The organism is Actinomycetospora sp. (assembly GCF_036497585.1).
GTDB lineage: Bacteria > Actinomycetota > Actinomycetes > Mycobacteriales > Pseudonocardiaceae > Actinomycetospora.
This window is the reverse complement of sequence record NZ_DASXJD010000224.1, coordinates 106644-128077: the sequence shown is the minus strand read 5'-3', so window position 1 is coordinate 128077 and position 21434 is coordinate 106644. Positions and strand designations below refer to the sequence as shown.

Annotated in this window: 21 protein-coding genes; all 21 read right to left on the bottom strand. The window is 74.0% G+C overall.

Annotated elements, in window-relative coordinates; translation table 11 throughout:
* Positions 1-16: 16 nt before the first annotated feature.
* The gene (locus VGH76_RS23725; protein ID WP_331559205.1) at positions 17-361 is read right to left on the bottom strand and encodes an RNA polymerase-binding protein RbpA; all 345 of its coding nucleotides are present in this window, start codon (positions 359-361) and stop codon (positions 17-19) included.
* Between the two features lie 54 nt (positions 362-415).
* Complete coding sequence (secG, locus tag VGH76_RS23720) at positions 416-652, bottom strand: preprotein translocase subunit SecG (protein WP_169183036.1); 237 nt, start codon at positions 650-652, stop codon at positions 416-418.
* A gap of 334 nt (positions 653-986) precedes the next feature.
* A complete protein-coding gene (gene tpiA / locus VGH76_RS23715) occupies positions 987-1769 on the bottom strand; it encodes a triose-phosphate isomerase (RefSeq protein ID WP_331559204.1) in 783 nt (260 codons plus the stop codon).
* A complete protein-coding gene (locus VGH76_RS23710; RefSeq protein WP_331559203.1) occupies positions 1769-2977 on the bottom strand; it encodes a phosphoglycerate kinase in 1209 nt (402 codons plus the stop codon). Before VGH76_RS23710 ends, tpiA begins: the two co-directional genes overlap by 1 nt.
* On the bottom strand, positions 2974-3993 hold the full coding sequence (gene gap, locus VGH76_RS23705; protein ID WP_331559202.1) for a type I glyceraldehyde-3-phosphate dehydrogenase: 1020 nt from the start codon (positions 3991-3993) through the stop codon (positions 2974-2976). Before gap ends, VGH76_RS23710 begins: the two co-directional genes overlap by 4 nt.
* Positions 3994-4169: 176 nt before the next feature.
* Positions 4170-5174 carry a DNA-binding protein WhiA gene (gene whiA / locus VGH76_RS23700; RefSeq protein WP_331559201.1) on the bottom strand — a complete coding sequence of 335 codons (1005 nt, stop codon included), beginning with the start codon at positions 5172-5174 and terminating at the stop codon, positions 4170-4172.
* Positions 5165-6319: a uridine diphosphate-N-acetylglucosamine-binding protein YvcK gene (locus tag VGH76_RS23695; protein WP_331559229.1), complete on the bottom strand. Its 1155-nt coding sequence runs from the start codon at positions 6317-6319 to the stop codon at positions 5165-5167. Before VGH76_RS23695 ends, whiA begins: the two co-directional genes overlap by 10 nt.
* Positions 6320-6339: 20 nt before the next feature.
* Positions 6340-7230, bottom strand: a complete 891-nt coding sequence (gene rapZ, locus VGH76_RS23690; protein ID WP_331559200.1) for an RNase adapter RapZ — start codon at positions 7228-7230, stop codon at positions 6340-6342.
* Between the two features lie 16 nt (positions 7231-7246).
* Positions 7247-9307, bottom strand: a complete 2061-nt coding sequence (uvrC, locus tag VGH76_RS23685) for an excinuclease ABC subunit UvrC (protein ID WP_331559199.1) — start codon at positions 9305-9307, stop codon at positions 7247-7249.
* 101 nt (positions 9308-9408) lie between these two features.
* A complete protein-coding gene (locus VGH76_RS23680; protein WP_331559198.1) occupies positions 9409-9975 on the bottom strand; it encodes a helix-turn-helix domain-containing protein in 567 nt (188 codons plus the stop codon).
* Between the two features lie 335 nt (positions 9976-10310).
* Positions 10311-11036, bottom strand: a complete 726-nt coding sequence (locus tag VGH76_RS23675; protein WP_331559196.1) for a PIG-L deacetylase family protein — start codon at positions 11034-11036, stop codon at positions 10311-10313.
* A gap of 9 nt (positions 11037-11045) precedes the next feature.
* Positions 11046-11936, bottom strand: coding sequence for an SWIM zinc finger family protein (locus VGH76_RS23670; RefSeq protein WP_331559195.1), 891 nt, complete (start codon positions 11934-11936; stop codon positions 11046-11048).
* The gene (locus VGH76_RS23665) at positions 11926-15078 is read right to left on the bottom strand and encodes a DEAD/DEAH box helicase (protein ID WP_331559194.1); all 3153 of its coding nucleotides are present in this window, start codon (positions 15076-15078) and stop codon (positions 11926-11928) included. The genes VGH76_RS23670 and VGH76_RS23665 overlap by 11 nt, the downstream gene beginning before the upstream one ends.
* A gap of 20 nt (positions 15079-15098) precedes the next feature.
* On the bottom strand, positions 15099-15548 hold the full coding sequence (locus VGH76_RS23660; RefSeq protein ID WP_331559192.1) for a Rieske (2Fe-2S) protein: 450 nt from the start codon (positions 15546-15548) through the stop codon (positions 15099-15101).
* Positions 15549-15640: 92 nt separating this feature from the next.
* Positions 15641-16342 carry an HAD family hydrolase gene (locus VGH76_RS23655; protein ID WP_331559190.1) on the bottom strand — a complete coding sequence of 234 codons (702 nt, stop codon included), beginning with the start codon at positions 16340-16342 and terminating at the stop codon, positions 15641-15643.
* A gap of 329 nt (positions 16343-16671) precedes the next feature.
* Positions 16672-17694, bottom strand: coding sequence for a quinone-dependent dihydroorotate dehydrogenase (locus VGH76_RS23650; protein ID WP_331559189.1), 1023 nt, complete (start codon positions 17692-17694; stop codon positions 16672-16674).
* Complete coding sequence (locus VGH76_RS23645) at positions 17691-18200, bottom strand: PH domain-containing protein (RefSeq protein WP_331559188.1); 510 nt, start codon at positions 18198-18200, stop codon at positions 17691-17693. Before VGH76_RS23645 ends, VGH76_RS23650 begins: the two co-directional genes overlap by 4 nt.
* Positions 18197-18703 carry a 6,7-dimethyl-8-ribityllumazine synthase gene (gene ribH / locus VGH76_RS23640; RefSeq protein WP_331559187.1) on the bottom strand — a complete coding sequence of 169 codons (507 nt, stop codon included), beginning with the start codon at positions 18701-18703 and terminating at the stop codon, positions 18197-18199. The genes VGH76_RS23645 and ribH overlap by 4 nt, the downstream gene beginning before the upstream one ends.
* Positions 18700-19974, bottom strand: a complete 1275-nt coding sequence (locus VGH76_RS23635; RefSeq protein ID WP_331559186.1) for a bifunctional 3,4-dihydroxy-2-butanone-4-phosphate synthase/GTP cyclohydrolase II — start codon at positions 19972-19974, stop codon at positions 18700-18702. Before VGH76_RS23635 ends, ribH begins: the two co-directional genes overlap by 4 nt.
* Positions 19974-20603 (bottom strand): riboflavin synthase, encoded by a 630-nt coding sequence (locus VGH76_RS23630; RefSeq protein ID WP_331559185.1) that lies wholly within the window; start codon positions 20601-20603, stop codon positions 19974-19976. Before VGH76_RS23630 ends, VGH76_RS23635 begins: the two co-directional genes overlap by 1 nt.
* A gap of 136 nt (positions 20604-20739) precedes the next feature.
* Positions 20740-21417: a ribulose-phosphate 3-epimerase gene (gene rpe, locus VGH76_RS23625; protein ID WP_414637796.1), complete on the bottom strand. Its 678-nt coding sequence runs from the start codon at positions 21415-21417 to the stop codon at positions 20740-20742.
* Between the last annotated feature and the right edge of the window lie 17 nt (positions 21418-21434).

The following is a 21434-nucleotide window of genomic DNA, read 5'->3' as shown; positions in this document are numbered from 1 at the left end:
TGTCAGGTCTGCGCGGTCAGTTCTCGCCGCGACGGGCGCGCAACTTGGCCAGGGCCTCCTCGAGGAGGGCCTCGCCGTCGGCGTCCGAGCGGCGCTCCTTCACGTAGGCCAGGTGCGTCTTGTAGGGCTCGGTGCGCCGGGCGGGCGGCGGGTTCTTCATGTCGGTGTTCGCCGGCAGGCCACAACGCGGGCAGTCCCACGTGGTGGGCAGCTCGGCGTCGTGAGCGAAGGACGGGGTGGTCTCGTGCCCGTTCGAGCACCAGAAGGAGACCAGGATGCGAGCGGCGCTCTCCCCCCGCTCGGACTCGCCCATCGGACCGGACCCGACCCGGGTTCCCCGGATCGCGTTGCCAGTGGCCATGTCGGTGCTACCTCCGCATCGTCAGGCCCGGCGCGCGGCGGTCCGGGCCGGCCGTCAACCCTCGATCTTGATGAGCAGGCCCGTCCCGACGATCGCGATCAGCCAGATCGCGCCGACGAACAGGGTGAGGCGGTCGAGGTTCTTCTCGACCACGCTGGAGCCCGCGAGGCTCGACTGCACCCCGCCGCCGAACAGCGACGAGAGACCACCGCCCCGGCCGCGGTGCAGCAGCACCAGCAGCACCAGCAGCACGCTGGAGACGATGAGCAGGATGTCGAGGAACAGTCGCATCTCGGGCTCCGTGACCTCCGTCTAGTCCGTGCTCCGCTGCGTCGACCTGCGGAGCGGGCATCCATCGGTCACACTACCCGGCCCCTCCCGCAGGAGAGCCCCGGGTCACACCCTTCCGGGACGGACCTCGTGGGGCTCAACGATCACCGGCGGCGCAGGTCACTCCCGGATCCCCGGTCGTCCGGTTTCGAGCGAAGGGCACCTTCGGTCGACTAGTTGGGCCGTGGGTCCCCTTCGCCGGAATAGGCCGACCACACCCGGAGACGAGCGAAGGGCACCTCCGCTCGATCTATTCGAGCGAAGGTGCCCCTCGGTCAGAAACCGGACCCGCCGCCTACAGCGGGCCGCCCGCCGCGAGCGCGCACAGTTCGGCGAACCCCTCGGGGTCGAGCGAGGCCCCACCCACGAGCGCCCCGTCGATGTCGGTCTCGCCGACGAGGTCCTTGACGTTGTTCGACTTCACCGACCCGCCGTAGAGGATGCGCACGGCCTCGGCCACCTCGGCCCCGTGGACCTCGCGCAGCCGCTCGCGCAGCGCGTGGCACACCTCCTGCGCGTCCTGGGTGGTCGCGGTCTTGCCGGTCCCGATCGCCCACACCGGCTCGTAGGCGATGACGACCTTCGCGACGTCCTCGGCGGACAGTCCCGCGAGGGACCCGTCGAGCTGCCCGGTGCAGTGGGGGACGTGGCTCCCGGCCTCGCGGACGTCCTCCCCCTCGCCGAGGCACAGGATCGGCGTCAGCCCGTTCTTCAGGGCCGCCGCCACCTTGCGGGCGACCAGGGCGTCGTCCTCGCAATGGATCGTGCGCCGCTCGGAGTGCCCGACGATCACCCAGGTACACCCGAGCTTCGCGAGCATCGCCCCGGAGACGTCCCCGGTGAAGGCCCCCGACTCCTCCGGCGAGAGGTCCTGGGCGCCGTAGCTGATGGGCATCGAGTCGGCGTCGATCACCGTCTGCACGCTGCGCAGGTCGGTGAACGGCGGGCAGACCGCCACGTCGACGTGGTCGTAGTACTTGGACGGCAGCGCGAAGTAGAGCTTCTGGACCACCCCGATGGCCTCGAGGTGGTTCAGGTTCATCTTCCAGTTGCCGGCGATGAGCGGCTTGCGGGCCACTAGGCCTCCTCCTCGAGAACGGCGATGCCGGGGAGCTCCTTGCCCTCCAGGAACTCCAACGACGCACCGCCCCCGGTGGAGATGTGTCCGAACCGTTCCTCGTCGAGCCCGGCCGCCCGGATCGCCGACGCCGAGTCACCGCCGCCGATCACGCTGAACGCCGGGCTGTCGGCGACCGCCTCCGCGACCCCCGTGGTTCCCGCCGCGAACGGCGCCATCTCGAACACTCCCATCGGCCCGTTCCAGAACACCGTGGCCGCGTCGGCCAGGCGCGACCCGAACGCCGACACCGTCTCCGGCCCGACGTCGAGACCCATCCAGCCCTCGGGGATCTCCGAGACCGACACGGTCCGGGTGTCGGCGTCCGCCGAGAACTCGGAGGCCACGACGACGTCGCTCGGCAGCACGAGCGTGTCGGCGTACTTCCCGAGCAGGTCGCGGCAGGTGTCGATCTGGTCGGACTCCAGCTTGGAGCCGCCCACGTCGTGGCCCTGCGCGACGAGGAAGGTGAAGCACATCGCCCCGCCGACCAGCAGCGTGTCGACCTTCGGCAGCAGGTTGGTCAGCACCGCGAGCTTGTCGGAGACCTTCGACCCGCCGAGGATCACCACGTACGGGCGGGCCGGGTCGCCGGTGAGCCGGCGCAGCACCTCGGTCTCGCGGGCGACGAGGTCGCCGCCGTAGGCCGGGAGCTTGCGCGCGATCTCGTAGACCGACGCCTGCTCGCGGTGCACCACGCCGAAGCCGTCGGAGACGAACGCGCCGCCCGGGACGAGCTCGGCGAGCTCCGTCGCCAGCGCGTCCCGTTCCGACGGCGTCCCGGTCTCGCGCGGCTCGCACCGCACGTTGGCCAGCAGGCCGATGCCACCGGGCATCAGGGCCCCGGCGACGTCGTGCGCCGACTGCCCCACCACGTCCTCGGCCAACGAGACCCGCTGGTCGAGCAGCTCTCCCAGCCGGGCCGCGACCGGGGACAGCGACGCCCGCCGGTCACGACCCAGCGGCTCGGGGTCCTTCGGGCGCCCCAGGTGGGCCATGACGAGGACCTTCGCCCCTGCCCCGACGAGCTTGGTGATCGTCGGCAGGGCGGCACGGATCCGGCCGTCGTCGGTGATCGTGTAGCCGTCGAGCGGGACGTTGAAGTCGGCCCGCAGCAGCACGAACCGGTCCTGCACGCCCTCGGCGATCAGGTCGTCGAGGGTCTTCATGAGAGCTTCGAGCCCACCAGCGTCGTCAGGTCCACCACGCGGTTCGAGTAGCCCCACTCGTTGTCGTACCAGCCGATGATCTTCACCGTGTTGCCGTTCAGCACCTTGGTCATGCCGGAGTCGAAGGTGCACGAGGCGGGCGAGCCGACGATGTCGGTGGAGACGATCGGGTCCTCGGTGTAGACGAGGACGTTCTTGAGCTCGCCCTCGGCGGCCTTCCTGAACGCCTCGTTCACCTGCTCGACGGTGACCTCCTGGTCGAGCGTGGCGGTGAGGTCGGTGACCGAGCCGTCCGGCACCGGCACGCGCATCGCGACGCCGTTGAGCTTGCCCTCGAGCTCGGGCAGCGCCAGCGCGGTGGCCTGGGCCGCACCCGTCGTCGTCGGGATGATGTTGACGGCGGCGGCGCGGGCCCGGCGCAGGTCCTTGTGCGGCGCGTCGTGGACGCGCTGGTCGCCGGTGTAGGCGTGCACGGTGGTCATGAAGCCGGTCTGCAGGCCGAACGCGTCGTGCAGCACCTTGGCCATCGGGGCGACGCAGTTGGTGGTGCAGGAGGCGTTGGACAGGATGTTCTGGCTGCCGTCGTAGCTCGCGTCGTTGATGCCCATGACGACGGTGAGGTCCTCGCCCTTGGCCGGGGCGGAGATGACGACCTTCTTGGCGCCGGCCTTGAGGTGCTTCCCCGCGGAGTCGGCGTCGGTGAAGATTCCCGAGGACTCGATCACGACGTCGACGCCGAGGTCGCCCCACGGCAGGTTCGCCGGGTCGCGCTCCTCGAGGGCCTTGACGTGCTTGCCGTTGACGATGAGCTTGTCGTCGCCCACCTCGACGGTGCCGTCGAAGCGGCCCAGCACCGAGTCGTAGCGCAGCAGGTGCGCGAGGGTGGCGTTGTCGGTGATGTCGTTGACCGCGAGCACCTCGATGTCGGCGGCGCCCTCCGCACGCTGCTTCTCCAGCGCGCGGAACACGTTCCGGCCGATCCGCCCGAAGCCGTTGATCCCGATCTTGATGGTCACAGGGCGTTGTCCTTCTACTCGTGGTCTGCTTCGCCGCCGCGGCACCGAGGCTGCACCGTGTCCAGCCACGTTCCCACCGGCAGCGCGACCCTAACGAAGCGGACGCCTCACGCCGACCCGACGACGGGTGGTGTGCGCAACCGCTCCCGATCACTGAACCGTGACCGTGGGCGGCGCTACTCCCGCCCGGCCGGCACCTCGACCATCTCCTCCATCTCCGCGGTGACGGCGCTGGCGGTATCGGGGACGCGCATGTCCTTGGCCTTCTTGTCGGCCATCGCGAGCAGCCGCCGGATGCGCCCGGCGACCGCGTCCTTGGTCATGGGCGGGTCCGCGAGCTGACCCAGCTCCTCGAGGGACGCCTGCTCGTGCTGCACGCGCAGCCGGCCGGCGGTGATGAGGTGGTCGGGCACCTCGTCGCCGAGCAGCTCCAGCGCCCGGTTGACCCGCGCGGACGCGGTCACCGCGGCCTTGACCGAGCGGCGCAGGTTGGCGTCGTCGAAGTTGGCGAGCCGGTTGGCCGTCGCGCGGACCTCGCGCCGCATCCGGCGCTCTTCCCACTGCAGCACCGACGAGTGGGCCCCGATGCGGGTCAGCAGCGCGCCGATCGCGTCGCCGTCGCGGACCACCACCCGATCGGCCCCGCGCACCTCGCGGGCCTTGGCCGCGACCCCGAGCCGGCGCGCGGCCCCGACCAGCGCCATCGCGGCCTCCATGCCGGGGCAGGTGATCTCCAGTGCCGACGAGCGGCCGGGCTCGGTGAGCGACCCGTGCGCCAGGAACGCGCCCCGCCACGCCGCCTCGGCGTCGCACACACCGCCGGAGACGACCTGCGGCGGCAGCCCGCGCACCGGGCGGCCGCGCGGGTCCAGCAGGCCGGTCTGGCGGGCCAGCGAGTCGCCGTCGATGGCCACCCGCACCACGTAGCGGGTGCCCTTGCGCAGGTTGCCCTGGGAGAGCACGTGCACCTCGGGCTGGTGCCCGTACAGGTCGTGGATCTCCCGGCGGAGCCGCCGGGCAGCGTTGCCGGTGTCGAGCTCGGCCTCGACGACCACCCGCCCGTTGACGATGTGCAGCCCACCCCCGAACCGCAGCAGGGCCGACACCTCGGCCCGACGGCAACAGGTCTTGGTGACGGACAGCCGGCTCAGCTCGTCCTTCACCGCAGCGGTCATGGCCACCGGAGATCCTCCTCCTCATAGCGTCGCGCGTCGCCGGTCGGGGTGAAGAACACGTCCCCGGCCCCGAAGCGACGGCGCGCGCCGCTCCCCCACTCGTCGACGCGCGCGTCCCACTCGTCCGGTGGAACGCGGTCACGCGAGGCGGCACTGCCCGCCGCCTCGCGCAGTGCCCCGGCCAGGGCCACGGGGTCGTGGCGCGGGGCGCCGCCGGGCTCGCCGACGGCGGTGAACAAGATCTCGGCGCCGAACGCCTCGGCGCCGCGGCGCAGGCGGTCCGGCTCGGGCGTCGCCTCCGGGTCGGCGACGACGACGTCGAGGCGCAGCCGCGGCGCGTGCTCGGCCAGCGCGTCGAGGTGCTGCTCCGGCGAGAACCCCGCCGTCTCCCCCGGCTGCGGGGCGAGGTTGAGGACGAGCACCCGGCGCGCCTCGGTCTCGCACAGCGCGGTGAACAGCTCGGGGACAAGCAGGTGCGGCATCACGCTGGTGAACCACGAGCCGGGTCCGAGGGTGACGACGTCGGCCGCGCGGATCGCGTCGACGGCCTCGGCGCACGCCTTCGGGCGCCGCGGGACGAGACGCACCTGCCGGACCCGGCCCGGCGTCGTCGCCACCGCCACCTGCCCGCGGATCCGGTGGGCGACATCGCCGTCGGATTCCCCGTTCCCGCCCGCGCTCGCGGAGAGGCCCAGCCCCGTCACGTCGGCCTCGATGTCGACCGGCACCGGGCTCATCGGCAGCACCCGCCCCCGCAGCCCGAGCAGCCGACACGCCTCGTCGAGCGCCGCCACCGGGTCGTCCAGGACCTCGAGCAGGCCGGCCAGCACGAGGTTCCCGACGGCGTGGCCGGCGAGCGCCCCGGTGCCGCCCAGGCGGTGCTCGAAGACCTTCCGCCACGTCGAGGGGTCGGTGGGCCCGGGGTGCTCGCGCTCGGCCAGCGCGTCCAGGGCCATCCGGAGGTCGCCCCACGGCAGGATGTCCAGCTCGCGCCGGATCCGGCCGGACGACCCGCCGTCGTCGCCGACGGTGACCACCGCGGTGACGTCGTCGGTCAGCCGGCGCAGCGCCCGCAGCGTCGCGTGCAGGCCGTGCCCGCCGCCGAGCGCGGTCGCCCGGAACGGCGCGCCGGGCTCCTCCGGAGCATGCATCTCGGCGCCGTTCGTGGCGGTCACTCGCGCCCCACGTCCCGGTGCGAGACCGTCACCCGCACCCCGTCCTCGCCGGCCATCCGGCGGGCGAGCTCCTCGGCGATCGCGACGCTGCGGTGCTTGCCGCCGGTGCACCCGACGGCGACGGTGAGGTAGCGCTTGCCCTCGCGCCGGTACCCGACCCCGACCAGGCGCAGCAGCGCGAGGTAGGCCTCGAGGAAGTCCTCCGCGCCCTCCTGGGAGAGCACGTAGTCGCTGACCACCGCCTCGCGGCCGTCGTGCTCGCGCAGCTCGGGGATCCAGTGCGGGTTGGGCAGGAAGCGCACGTCGACGACGAGGTCGGCGTCGGCGGGCAGCCCGTGCTTGTAGCCGAACGACAGCACCGTGACGCTGGACCCGACCTCCGCGGCGCTCTCGTGGAACGCCTCCTCGATGGCCTTGCGCAGCTCGTGCACCGAGCGGTTCGAGGTGTCGACGACGAGGTCGGCGAGGTCGCGCAGCGGGGCCAGCAGCTCCCGCTCGGCGTCGATGCCGTCGACGAGGCGGCCGTCGCCCTGCAGCGGGTGCGAGCGGCGGTTGGACTCGAACCGGCGGATGAGCACGGCGTCGTCGGCGTCGAGGAAGACCACCCGCGGCCGTGCTCCTCGGGTGTCGAGCTCCTTGATGGCGGCGCCCAGGTCCGCGGTGAACGCGCGGCTGCGGACGTCCATGACGACCGCGATGCGCGTGACCTGTCCCTTCGACCGCGCGCCGAGGTCGACGACGGTCTCCAGCAGCTCCGGCGGCAGGTTGTCCACGACGAACCAGCCCAGGTCCTCGAGCACCTTCGCCGCGGTGCTGCGCCCGGCCCCGGAGACCCCGGTGACGATCGCGACCTCGACGCCCCCCTCGGGCCCGTCCGGCGTGCTCACGCGCGCTTCCCCCGTCTCACGACGCCTCCCCCTGACTCGTGGCCTGTTGCGTCTGCCCGTCGTTCAGCGCCGCCAGCACCGCCTCGGCCGTGCGCCGACCCACCCCCGGCACCTCGGTGATCTGCTCGACCGACGCCGCCCGCAGCTTCTTCACCGACCCGAAGTGCTTGAGCAGCGCCGTCCGCCGGGTCTCGCCGAGCCCGGGGACGCCGTCGAGGGCAGAGGCCGTCATGCGCGTCGAGCGCTTCTGGCGGTGGTAGGTGATCGCGAAGCGGTGGGCCTCGTCGCGCGCCCGCTGCAGCAGGTAGAGCGCCTCGGAGTTGCGCGGGAGGATCGCGGGCGCCTCCTCGCCGGGCAGCCACACCTCCTCGAGGCGCTTCGCGAGCCCGCACACCGCGACCTCGGTGATGCCCAGCTCGGAGAGCACCTCCTGCGCCGCGGCGACCTGCGGGGCGCCGCCGTCGACGACGAGCAGGTTGGGCGCGTAGGCGAACTTGCGCGGCCGCCCCGTCGTCGGGTCGATGCCCGGGAGGGGGCCGTCGATCCCCGCGGGGTCCAGCTCGCCCGAGGCCGGCGCACCCCTATCGGCGTGCTCCCCTGTCAAGGTCTCGCCCGAGCAGGAGGTCTCGGTCGGGTCGTGGGCGTCGTCGGCGGTCTCGCGCAGGTAGCGGGCGAACCGGCGCCGCACCACCTCGGCGATCGCCGCGACGTCCCCGCCCTCGGCCCCGCCCCGGATCGCGAACCGCCGGTAGTCCGATTTCTTCGGCAGCCCGTCCTCGAACACCACGAGGCTCGCGACGACGTCGGAGCCCTGGACGTGGCTGACGTCGGTGCACTCGATGCGCAGCGGTGCGGAGTCCAGCTCCAGGTACCCCTGGATCTCCTCGAGGGCGGCGCTGCGGGCGGTGAGGTCCCCGGCGCGCTTGAGCTTGTGCTGGGTGAGCGCCTCCTTGGCGTTGCGCTCGACCGTCTCGGCCAGGGTGCGCTTGTCGCCGCGCTGGGCGACCCGCACGCTGACCCGGCTCCCGCGCAGGGTCGCAAGCCACTGGGTGAGCGCCGCGTGGTCCTCGGGCAGCGCCGGGACGAGCACCTCGCGCGGCACCGGCTGCACGGCGTCGTCGGCCGAGCCCGCCAGCGCGGCCTGCTCGCCGTAGAACTGCGAGAGGAACTGCCCGACGAGGTCGGCGAGGCTGTCCTCCTCCCCCCGCTCGACCACCCAGCCACGCTGGCCGCGCACCCGCCCGCCGCGCACGTGGAAGACCTGCACGGCCGCCTCGAGCGGGTCCAGGGCGAACGCGACGACGTCGGCATCGGTCCCGTCGCCGAGCACGACGGCCTGCTTCTCGACGACCCGCTTGAGCGCCCCGGCGTCGTCGCGCAGCCGCGCCGCCCGTTCGAAGTCCATGTCGGCCGATGCGGCCTGCATCTCTTTCTCGATGCGGTCGATGAGCTGGTCGGTGTGGCCGGCGAGGAAGTCGCAGAAGTCGTTGACGATCTCGCGGTGCTCGTCCGCTGTGACGCGGCCGACGCACGGCGCGGCGCACTTGCCGATGTAGCCGAACATGCACGGCCGCCCGATCTGGCCGTGGCGCTTGAAGACCCCGGGCGAGCAGACCCGGGCCGGGAAGACGCGGGTGAGCAGCTTGAGCGTCTCGCGGATGGCCCACGCGTGGGCGTAGGGGCCGAAGTAGCGGACGCCCTTGCGACGCGGGCCGCGGTAGACCTTGAGCTGCGGGTACTCCTCGTTGAGGGTCACCGCGAGCACCGGGTAGGTCTTGTCGTCCCGGTAGCGGACGTTGAACCGCGGGTCGTACTCCTTGATCCAGTTGTACTCGAGCTGGAGCGCCTCGACCTCGGTCCCGACGACCGTCCACTGCACCGCCGACGCGCTGGTGACCATGCGGCGCGTGCGCGGGTGGAGTCCGGCGAGGTCGGCGAAGTAGGAGTTCAGCCGTGAGCGCAGGTTCTTGGCCTTGCCGACGTAGATGACGCGCCCGTTCGCGTCGGAGAACCGGTAGACGCCCGGCGCCTCCGGGATGGTTCCCGGGGCGGGGCGGTAGGTGCTCGGATCGGCCATGGCGATGCCCAGAGTAGGCGTGTCCGCTCAGCGTGTCGGCGTGCACCCATGCGGGTGGTATCGGCGTGTCGTTCGGCGTGTCGCGTGGGGAAACACTTGCCTCACGGCGTGTCGGCTCGACGGGGGCGACGCTCCCGATCCCACTCCTTGCGCCGTCGCTCGAGGGTGCGCAGATACCTGCGGTCACCCCTGGACCGGGCCCGCGTGGTGAGGATGTCGCTGACCTCACGCAGGAACACGAGGACGGCGTCCCGGAGCTCCGGGCGCAGTTCTCCCGCCGCCGCGGCGAGGGGACTGCGCACGTCCTGCCGCGACGCGTCGATCGTCGTCGTCGTGTCCACGGCCCTCGCGACGACGCGCTGCTCGCCGGGGTCCCCGAGCCGCTCGACCCAGGCGCGCTCCTCCAGCCGCGTGACCGCCCGCGACGTCGCGGCGTGGCTGAGGGCGACACGGTCCGCGAGCGCGGCGACGGTCAACTCCGGCACGACGCCGAGGACCTCCAGGATCGCCAGCATGGTGGGGTCGAGCCCGAGCTCGTCGGCGTTTCCCCGGTGCAGGAGCGTGGCGGCGGTGACCAGCCGTTGGAGGAGATGGTCGGCGATCGCGGCGTTGAGGGGGTCGTCCTCGGCCGCCCATGGCGGCGCCGTGAGGAACGATCGGTCGGGCACACGCCGACGGTAGGGAACGCGCCGGTCAGGTGGTGGTCGTTCCGACGGATCTGGCAGTGCGTCACGCACACAGTCGCGCCGGTTCGGTCACGCCCGCGGACCGCTTGTGCGTCACGCACACGGCCGCGCCGGTTCGGTCACGCCCGCGGATCGCTGGTGCGTCACGCACGAGGCCCGCCGTCACAGGGTCGGTGCCCAACCGTATGCGTCGCGCAGGTGGGGTCCAGCGCCACGCGGTGCCGGCCCCAACCGTGTGCGCGCCGCACCAGAAGTTCGCCCTGATGGCGTCGCCGCCCCGACCGTGTGCAGAACGCGCACGGATCGGCCGGCCGGTCCTACTTCGTGTCGAGGACGATGAACCCCTCGGCGAAGCGGCGCTCGTCCTCGGGCGTCCCCTCCTCGCACCACCCGGCCGCCTTGGCCTGCATGTAGCCCCACATCTGCATGCGCTTCGCGAGGTCCTCCATGTGCGCGGTCTGGCTGACGTGGGCCTTGAGCGCGGTGATCTTCGCGTCGATGAAGTCGGTGATGTCGACGTAGGTGTCCGCGCCCTCGCCCGGGCTCGAGATCCACGTCTCCGGCACCGTCCACGCCTCGAGCCCCTCCTCGGCGAGGAGCTCGGGGTGGGCGAACGGGTTGCGGGCGTCGGGGTACACCGCGCACATCGCCGCCTCGCCGGCCGCGATGTGGTCGGGGTGGCTGCCGTAGAGGTTGCGCAGCTGGCGGGTCGGCGAGGGGATGACCACGCGGTCCGGCCGGTGCTTCCGGATCGAGCGGCTGATGTCGCGGCGCAGCTCGTGGGTGACGTAGAGGCGGCCGTCGGGGTGCCCGAGCCAGTCGATGTCGGTGACGCCGTAGACGTCGGCGGCGTCCCGCTGCTCCTTGCGCCGCAGCTCCGCCATCTCGACGCGCCCGACGGCCTCGTCGTAACCCCCGGCGTCGCCGTCGGTGCAGATGCAGTAGTCGACCGTGTCGCCCTCGGACACCCAGCGCGCCACGGAGCCGCCGCTGCCGAAGTCGATGTCGTCGGGGTGCGCGACGATCATGAGGATCCGAGCCACGGCACCGTTCTACCCGTTCGGCGCGCCGAAGCGACGGTAGAGGGGCCGGAGCGCCTCCCGGGCGTCGACCCGGGAGCCGCCGTCGGCCACGGGGACCCCGAGCGGCGGCATCTCGTCGAGCAGCGCCTCGGACCGCCCCGGGTCGGGGGCTGCGGAGGCCGTCTCGGGGAGCGGGCCCGCCGCGTCGAAGTACCGGTCGAGGACGTCGGCGAGCGGCGTCACCGTCGGCTCGGCGTCGTCGCGGTGCGACCGGATGCCGGCGAGCAGCGTCGCCCGGTCCCGGCCCCGCCAGCGCAGCACGAGGAACGGGTCGTCGTCGAAGCGCTCGGCCACCAGGTACGCGACCGCGGCGAGGTGCTTGCAGGGCACGGACCAGTCCGGGCAGGAACAGTTCATCGGCATCTCGCGCGCGCCGGTCGGGAAGAGCGAGAGCCCGACGGAGGCGAAGACGTCCTCGAGGTCGTCGGGCACCGTGCCGCCGAGCAGCGACGCGGCGTACCAGGAGTCGCGGGCGAAGGCCTCCTCCACGGCGTCCCAGGCCTCGCCGGCGAAGGGGGCCAGCCCGATCCGCGCGCGGTAGGGCTCGGCGCGGCTGCCCTGCACCGTCGCGACGACCTCGCCCGGCTCGATCGCGAGGTCGACGATCTGGCCGGCGCGGGCGTAGGTCTTGCCGCGGGTCAGCCGGCCACCGACGCCCAGCTGCTCGAGCACCGCGAGGAACCGGCCCGACCACCACGACTCCCCGATCGCGCCCCGCCGGCTGCGGGCGGCGAGCCCGCCCTCGACGGCGATGCGCTTGCCGTACTCCGAGAAGTCACGGGGGGCCTCGGCCGGCGTCTCGGCGGGATCGGGGAACTTCTCGCGGAACGGCCGGCGTCCCGGAGGTCGCTCAAGCGGCACCGGTGTCCTCCTCCGGCCCGTCGTCGGGGTCCTCGTCGTCGGGCTCGTCGCCCGCGGGGTCGTCGAGGGCGACCATGCGCCGCAGCTCGTCGGTGGACAGGCCGGTCAGCCAGTCGGGGTCGTCGCCGCCCGAGCCGATGACCTGCCCGGCGAGCACGCGCTTGCCGGCGATGAGGTCGTCGATGCGCTCCTCGACGGTGCCGCCGCACATCAGCTTGCGGACGGTGACGGTGCGCTTCTGGCCGATGCGGAACGCCCGGTCGGTGGCCTGGTCCTCGACCGCGGGATTCCACCAGCGGTCGAGGTGGACGACGTGCTGGGCCGCGGTGAGCGTCAGCCCGGTCCCGCCGGCCTTGAGCGAGAGCAGGAAGAGCGGCGGCCCGTCGCCCGAGGGGTCCTGGAACGCCTCGATCATGCGGTCCCGGGCACGGCGCGACGTGCCGCCGTGCAGCCACGCCACCTCGACGCCGAAGCGGGCCGCGAGGTGGGGCGCGAGCATCTCGCCGAACTCGGCGAACTGCGTGAACAGCAACGCCTTCTCCCCGGCCGCGAGGATCTCGGCGACGATCTCCTCGACCCGGGCGAGCTTGCCGGAGCGGCGGGCGAGCGCGGACCCGTCGTGCAGCAGCAGGGCCGGGTGGTCGCACACCTGCTTGAGCTTCGTCAGCGCCGCCAGGACCTTGCCCCGCCGCTCGATGCCCTCCCTGCCCGCGGTCTCGAGCCCGTGCAGCGTCTCGGTCATCTCGTCGACGACGACCTGGTAGAGCGAGGCCTGCTCCGCGGTCAGCGGGCACCGCTCGATCGTCTCGATCTTCTCCGGGAGGTCGTCGACGACGGTGGGGTCGGTCTTGACCCGGCGCAGCAGGAACGGGCGCACGGCGACCTGCAGGCGCTTCGCGACGTCGCTGCGGCCGTGCCGCTCGATGGGGACGGCGTAGCGGTCGCGGAAGGCGGTGACGGTCCCGAGCAGGCCCGGGTTGACCGCGTCCATGATCGACCACAACTCGGCCAGCCGGTTCTCGACGGGGGTGCCGGTGAGCGCGAGGCGGTGCTGCGCGTCGATCGTGCGGACCGCCCGCGCGGCCCGGGACCGGTTGTTCTTCACCAGCTGGGCCTCGTCGAGCACGAGGCGGTGCCAGCGGTGGCGCGACAGCTCGGCGACGTCGCGGGTCAGGGTGCCGTAGGAGGTGACGACGAGGTCGGCCCCGGCGAGCAGGGCGGCGAGGTCGCCCGTGGCCCGGCCCGCCCCGTGGTGCACCGCGACCCGCAGGCCGGGCACGAACCGCGCGGCCTCGCGCTGCCAGGTCCCGACGACGGAGGTGGGCGCGACGAGCAGCGTCGGCCGGCCGGGAGCGGACTCGTCGTCGGGACCCCGCTCGTGGGCCTCGAGGGCCAGGACCTGCAGTGTCTTGCCGAGGCCCATGTCGTCGGCCAGCACGCCACCGACCCGCAGCCCCGCCAGGAACGCCAGCCACGACACCCCGCGCCGCTGGTAGGGGCGCAGCGTGGCCTCGAGCGAGGGCGGGTCGTCGAGCAGCGCGAGGTGCCGCTCGGTGGCGCCGGAGAGCAGGTCGCCCAGCGCTCCGCCGGCGGTGACCTCCTCGACGGGCAGCGGCGCGGCCCACTCGGGGGGCAGGTCGTCGTGGTCGGCCGGAGAGGAGAGATAGGCAGCGTTGAGCGTCAGGACGTCGCCGACGGTCGCCTCGCCGGGCGCCCGGTCGAGGAACTCGAGCCCCGCCCGCAGCCGGTCCCGGTCGACCGCCACCCACTGCCCGCGCAGGTGCACCAGCGGGGCCTTGGCGTGGACGAGGGCACGCATCTCCTCGTCGGAGAGCGGCTCGCCGTCGACCGCGAGCCGCCACGAGAACTCGACGAGCTCCTCCCGGCGCAGCCGGCCGGGGGTGGCGACGACCCCGTCGGGGGTCGCGGTGCCCTCGGCGTTCGCGGTGAGGCCGAGCCGGGCGGGCTTCGACCACCAGCTCGGGAGCAGCACCCCGAACCCGGCGCGGTCGAGGCCGGCGGCGACGTCGAGCAGGAAGCGGTGGGTGCCCTCGCGGTCGAGCTCCATGCCGGTGGGGCGGGGGACGCGCAGCGCGTCGGTGAGCTCCGGGTAGAGGCTCGCGGCGCGGCCGAGCTCGGCGAGGAGCAGCTCGCTGGGGTCGTCGAGCCAGCGGCGCAGCGCCCCGGCGTCCCGCCAGATCGACTCGGCGGTCACCCGCAGGCTCGGGTCCTGGGCCGACTGCAGCGAGAACTCCAGCCAGAACCGGGGCTCCCCCTCGAGGGCGTGGCCGAGGTGGTCGACGACGATCTCGGTGAGCCGGAAGGTGCCCCGGGCCGGGCCGGCGTGCGGGGCGCCGACGACGTCCCAGCGGGCGAGCCCGGGGTCGAGGGCACCCCGGGCGGCGGCGTGGAGCAGGTCGTCGGGCAGCTCCTCGTCGGCCAGGCGGTGGCGGGCCTCGGCGTCGACGAACGCGGTCAGCGCCTCGGAGACGACCTCGACGGGGTCGGGCCCGGCGCCGTCGCGCAGCGGGCGGCCGTCGAGGGCCTCGGCGCGCACGGCGGGCGGGAGCGCGGCGGCGAACGCGTCGGCGGCGACGAGGTCGCGGCCCTGCAGGACCGGGCGCCAGCCGAGGGGGTGCTCGGGGTGGTCCGGGTCGGGGGCGGGCAGGACGCGACCACGGGTGACGAGGTCGGCGGCGAACCGCCCGAGGGCGCGCAGGGCCTCCAGCTCGGCGCCCTCCCCGGGGAGGGGCTCGGCGCGCAGGAGCACCCCGGCGTCGAGCTCGAGCACGGGGACGGTCCACGGGGCGAGGGCGGCCGGCCCCGGCTCCTCCGGCAGCAACGGCGCATTGCTGGCATCTGACGCCAGAACGGCGTCGCTCACCCGAAGCCCTGTCGACGCCACCGGCGCCCGCTCGGCCGCGTCGGGTCCGCCGGTGGAGGGCAGGTGGAGCACGGCCTGCCCCTCGGCGCCGGTCGCCCCGAGCGCCGCCGCGACGCCGCGCAGCTGCGCGTGGTCGGCCGCGAACGGGTGCGGTCGGGCCCCGCGCGCCCGGCTCGTGCCGCGCTCGCCGCGCGCGGGGTCCTCGGCCCAGAGGCAGATCCCCCGGCCCGGCGACCACGCGGCGTGCAGCGCGAGCATCGTCCTCCCCCTCGCGCCGCTCAGGCGAGCTGCACGGCGCCGTCGACGATCCGCGTGGACACCGGCGTGAGCCCGGACTCCGCCGGGCCCTTCTCGAGGGCGCCGGTGGCCGCGGCGAACTGGCTGCCGTGTCCCGGGCAGGTGATGGTGCCGTCGACGGGCGGGTCGACGGTGACCTGCTGGTGCGGGCAGACGGCGCTGTAGGCCTCGACCGTGCCGGCCGTGGGCTGCACGAGCAGGACCGGGCCGTTCGGCCCCTGCACGACGGTGCCGCTGCCCACCGGGATCGACGACACCGGCGTACCGCCCGGGGGCGGGGCGGGCGTGGCGGGCGCTCCGCCGTCGCCGGCCGACGAGCAGGCGGCGAGCACGCCCGGGGCGGCGAGCGCGACGGCGAGACCGCAGAGGGCACGACGACGGGTCAGGCCGGCGGCCGGCGCGTCGGGAGCGGTCGGGGCTTCACGGGTCACGGGGAGGACCTCCGTGGTCGGACGTGCTGGACCGGGCCGATCGTCCTCGACGGACGGGGAGCGCGGATCCGGCACCCGGCCGCACCACGACGCTACTCCGGCAGGGCCAGCAGGCCCGCGACGACGTCGTCGAGCGCGGGGGCGACGACGTGCGGGCGGAGGACGGCGTCGGGCACCCGTCCCTCGAGCCGCTCGCAGAACCCGCCGAGCAGCCCGGCCGCGAGCGCCCCGTGCACGTCCCAGGAGTGCACCGCCACGAGCGCCGTCCGGGCCGCTGCGCCGCCGGTCCGTTGCACCGCGAAGTCGTACACCCGCCGCGGCGGCTTGAACGACGCGATCTCCTCGCTCGAGAAGACGTCCTCGAGCAGGTCGCGCACGGCGCCGCGCTCCAGCGCCGCGGAGGCCGTCGCGGCCGAGCCGTGGGTGAACCCGTACGCCGGGATCCCGGCCTCGCGCAGCAGGGTGAACGCTGCCCGTACGTCGTCGTGCACGGGCAGCTCGCGGAACCCGTCGAGGACGGAGTCGACCTGGGCGTCGGTGAGGTCGGGCCCGCTGGTGCGCCGGAGCATGTCCGTGGCGACGGTCCGGAACGGCGGCGCCTCGCCGGCGAGGGTCATCGCCATCCCCTGGTGCAGCAGGCGGGCGAAGAAGAGCTCCAGGTCGGTGCCCGGCCGCCCGAGCGCGGTGAAGCGGGGCCGCAGCCCCTCCAGCGCCAGGCAGGTCTCGAACAGGTCGAACAGCACGACCTGCGGACGGCGGGCCGGGGCGATCTGCGGGGCGGTCACATCGCCCATGCTGCCGGGCCTGCCGCGAGCGCGACGCACACGGTCGGTCGGGGTCGAGTCCTCGACGCCACCGGGGGTGCGCGACGCACACGGTCGACCCGTGTCGAGCTCTCTAGCCCTTCACGAGTGCGCGACGCACACGGTTGGCCGGAACCCGGGCGGGTCCGTGAAGCCGCAGGTGGATTCGCGCCGGGCGTCGGCTCGGCTCACCGTGTGCGGGACGCGATGCCGAACCTCGTCGGACAGCCTCGACTGACCGTGTGCGGGACGCACCCCGAGATCGCCGGTGAACACCACCTCGCCCGACCGTGTGCGCGACGCGCACGAGCGCCAGAGACTCAACCGGCGGCGAGCTCCGCGTTGACCCGCCCCGGCCACGCCGGCCCGCCGTAGACGAAGCCGGTGTAGGCCTGCACGAGCGTCGCGCCCGCCTCGAGGCGGCGCCGGGCCTCCGCGGCGTCGGCGATGCCCCCGACCGACACCAGGCAGAGCCGCCGGGCGACCCGCGCCGACAGCCGCGCGAGCACCGCGCGGGCCGGCTCCACCAACGGCGCCCCGGACAGCCCACCGCCCCCGGCGGCCTCGACGACGTCGGCCGGGGTCGTGAGGCCGGACCGCGCGACCGTCGTGTTGGTCGCGACGATCCCGTCGAGCCCCGACGCGACGGCGAGGTCGGCGATGGCGTCCACCCCGTCGTCGTCGAGGTCCGCGGTGATCTTGACCAGCAGCGGCGTCGGGCCGATCTCCTCGCGGACCGCGGCGAGCAGCGGCTCCAGGGCGTCGACGCCCTGCAGGTCGCGCAGCCCCGGGGTGTTCGGGGAGGAGACGTTGACGACGACGTAGTCCGCGTGCGGCCCGAGACGACGGGCGGAGTGGCGGTAGTCGGCGAGGGTCTCGTCGGGCCCGGTGGCGGCCTTGGACTTGCCGATGTTGACGCCGAGCACGGTGCCCAGCGGCCCGCCTGCCCGCAGGGCCGCCAACCGTGCCGCGACTGCGTCCGCCCCGGCGTTGTTGAAGCCCATGCGGTTGACGAGGGCCCGGTCGGCCGGCAACCGGAAGAGGCGCGGGCGCGGGTTCCCGGGCTGGGGACGGGCGGTGACGGTGCCGATCTCGACGGCGCCGAACCCCAGGCGGGCGAGCCCGCGGACCCCCTCGGCGTCCTTGTCGTAGCCGGCCGCGACCCCGAGCGGCGAGGCGAACTCGAGGCCCATCGCGGTGACCGCCAACGAGGGGTCGGGGGTGCGGTGCGGCAGGACGGGGGTCGCCGCCTGCAGGGCCCGCAGCCCGATCCGGTGGGTCCGCTCCGCGGGCACCCGGACGGCGACGTGACGGAACAGCGCGCCGTAGAGCCCGTCGCTCACCCGAGCGGCGTCCCGTAGCGCGCGTGCAGGGCCCGGAGCGATCGGATCGCGTGCGCAGCATGTTCCCTGTCGACGGCCTGGATCGCGGCGACCACGAGGTACTCGTCGTCGGGCAGCTCGAGGCGGGCGAACTGGGCGCCGTCGGGGAAGCTGACGGCCAGGACGTCGTCCCACGCGACCCGGCGGGTCAGGATGGTGGCGCGCACCTCGACGCCGCCGCGCCCGGCGCGCAGCCGCGGCCGGGTCAACAGCAGCGTCGCACCCGCCAGCAGGAGCCCCAGCACGACCATCGCGACCTGATCGGCCGGGCGGAAGTTGAACCCCGCCGACCTGACGTAGACCAGCATCGCGCCGGTGGCGAAGAACGCGAACACCAGCACCGCGACGATCCACGCGACCCACGGGATGCGGCGGGGCCGGATCTCGAGCTCGACGGGACCCAGGTCGAGCGCCTCGGGCGGGACGACGACGGGCCGCAGCGCCTCTCCGCCGGGGCCCACGCTCATCGCGCGAATCCGACCGGGGTGCGGCGGGTGCCCTCGCGGAGCACGTCGAGGGTGAGTGCCGAGTCCAGCGCCGCGACGACGGCCTCGAAGCCCTTGTCCTCGCTCGACTCCGGGGTGCCGGCGCGCTCCCAGGCCTGCTCGACGGTCTCGACGGTGAGCACGCCGTTGCCGACCGGGGTCCGCTCGTCGAGGCCGACGCGCAGCAGCCCGGCGGTCACCGCGTCGCAGACGTAGTCGAAGTGCGGGGTGTCGCCCCGGATGACGACGCCGAGCCCGACCACCGCGTCGTGCCCGGCGGCCAGGCCCTGGCACACCACGGGCAGCTCCATCGCCCCGGCGACGCGGACGACCGTCGGCCCGACGACCCCGGCGCGCTCGGCGGCGAACCGGGCGCGCTCGAGCAGGGTGTCGACGATGTCGGCGTTCCAGCGGGTCGCGGCGATGCCGAGGCGCAGACCGGTGGCGTCGGGCACCTCGATCTCGGGCCGTCCCTGGGTGCTCATGCGCCCGACCTCGTCCCCTCGCTGTTGACCAGCCCGTCCTCGAAGGCGTCGAGGCCCTCGAGGTCGTGGCCCATGCGGTCGCGCTTGGTGCGCAGGTAGCGCAGGTTCTCCGGGGTGGCGCGGGCCGGCAGCGGCACCCGGCCGAGGATCTCCAGGCCGTAGCCCTCGAGCCCGGCGCGCTTCTCCGGGTTGTTGGTGAGCAGGCGCATCGAGCGGATGCCGAGGTCGGCGAGGATCTGGGCGCCGGTGCCGTAGTCGCGGGCGTCGGCCGGCATGCCGAGCGCGAGGTTGGCGTCGACGGTGTCCGCGCCGGCGTCCTGCAGCTGGTAGGCCTGCAGCTTGTGGATCAGCCCGATCCCCCGGCCCTCGTGCCCGCGCACGTACAGCACGACGCCGCGGCCCTCCTCGGCCACGGCGGCCATGGCGGCGTCGAGCTGGGGCCCGCAGTCGCAGCGTCGGGAGCGGAGCACGTCGCCGGTGAGGCACTCGGAGTGCACGCGGACCAGCACGTCCTCGCCGTCACCGAGCTCCCCGTAGACCAGCGCGACGTGCTCGATGCCGTCGAGCAGCGAGTCGTAGCCGTAGGCGGTGAACACGCCGTGGTCGGTGGGGATCTGGGCGTGGGCGACCTGGGCGACCTGCTTCTCCGAGCGGCGCCGGTAGGCGATGAGGTCCTTGATCGTGATGATCGCGAGGTCGTGCTCGTCGGCGAAGACGGCGAGCTCGTCGTAGCGGGCCATGTCGCCGTCGTCCTTCTGCGAGACGATCTCGCAGATCGCGCCGGCGGGCGCGAGGCCGGCGAGGCGCGCCAGGTCGACCGCGGCCTCGGTGTGCCCCGGCCGGCGCAGCACGCCGCCGTCGCGGGCCCGCAGCGGCACGACGTGCCCCGGGCGCGAGAGGTCGGTGGCGGCGGACCCCGGGTCGGCCAGCACTTGGATGGTCCGGGCCCGATCGGTGCCGGAGATGCCGGTGCCGATGCCCTCGCGGGCGTCGACCGAGACGGTGTAGGCGGTGCCGTGCCGGTCCTGGTTGATCGAGTGGGCCGGCGGCAGGTCGAGGCGGTCGCACGCCTCGCCGGTCAGCGGCACGCAGACGTAGCCCGACGTGTAGCGGACCATGAAGGAGACCAGCTCCGGCGTCGCCTTCTCGGCGGCGAAGATCAGGTCACCCTCGTTCTCGCGGTCCTCGTCGTCGACCACGACGACGGCCTTGCCCGCCGCGACGTCGGCGATGGCGCGCTCGATGTGCTCGAAGCCGTCCACGTGCATCATCACTCCGCTCCTGCCGTCGCCGCGCCCACCCTGATGAGCCGTTCGACGTACTTCGCCAGGACGTCCACCTCGAGGTTCACCGTCGCCCCGACCTCCCGTGATCCCAGCGTGGTCTCGGCGAGCGTCGTCGGGATCAGCCCGACGGAGAACCCGTCGTCGTCGACCCCGGTGACGGTGAGGCTGATCCCGTCGACCGCGATCGAGCCCTTCTCGACGATGTAGCGCGCCAGCCCGACGCCGCCGTCGGCCTCCCGCGGCGTCGTGAACCGCACCGCGGTCCAGTGCTCCGAGGGCTCCAGCCCGGTGATCGTCGCGATCCCGTCGACGTGGCCCTGCACGATGTGCCCGCCCAGCCGGGCGTTGGCGGCGAGGGCGCGCTCGAGGTTCACCGTCGTCCCGGGGGCCGCCCCGGCGAGGCTGGAGCGCCGCAGCGTCTCGCCCATGACGTCGACGCCGAAGGTGCCGTCCGCGGGGTCGACCACGGTGAGGCAGACGCCGTTGACGGCGATCGAGTCGCCCGGGGAGGCGTCGGAGGTGACCAGCGGGCCCCGGATGCGCAGGCGTGCGGAGTCCTCCAACGGGGTGACGTCGACGATGTCGCCGACCTCTTCCACGATCCCGGTGAACACGGCGCTCCTGACTCGATCCTCTGCTCGCACAACGACGGGCGATGCCTGCATCATCCTCGGACCGTCCCGGCCGTGCCTCCGCCCGGGGTGGCGCGTGCGGTGAGACGGGCCACTGCTGCTCGGACCGCCCTCGACGTTACCCGCGGGTAGCGCTCGACCGGTGCGGGGACGCGTGGGCAGCCTGCCCCCGCAGTGCCTCGACCGCCCGCCCGGGGTCGTCGGCGCCGTAGACCGCGCTGCCCGCGACGAAGCAGTCCACCCCGGCCTCGGCGGCCTGCTCGACGGTGTCGGTCCCGATGCCGCCGTCGATCTCCACGAGCACCGTGAGGTGGCCGGTGTCGACGAGCCGGCGCGCCGTGCGCACCTTGTCGAGCACCTCGGGCATGAAGCTCTGCCCGCCGAACCCGGGCTCGACGCTCATGACGAGCAGCGTGTCGTAGTCCCGCAGGACCTCCAGCCAGTCCTCGAGCGGGGTGTTCGGCTTGACCGACAGCCCCGCCGTCGCGCCGGCCGCCCGCAGGTCCTTCGCGATGCGGCGCGGGTGGTGCGCGGCCTCGGCGTGGACAGTGACGTTGTGGGCCCCGGCCTCGGCGTAGGGCGGGGCCCAGCGGTCCGGGTCGTCGATCATGAGGTGGCAGTCGAGGGGGATGTCGGTGGCGGCCAGCAGGCTCTCGACGACGGGGAGCCCGATCGTCAGGTTCGGCACGAAGTGGGCGTCCATGACGTCGACGTGCAGCCAGTCGGCGCCCTCGACGGCGGCGGCCTCGTCGGCGAGGTGCGCGAAGTCCGCGGACAGGATGCTGGGCGCGATCAGCGGGGCGGGCACACCGC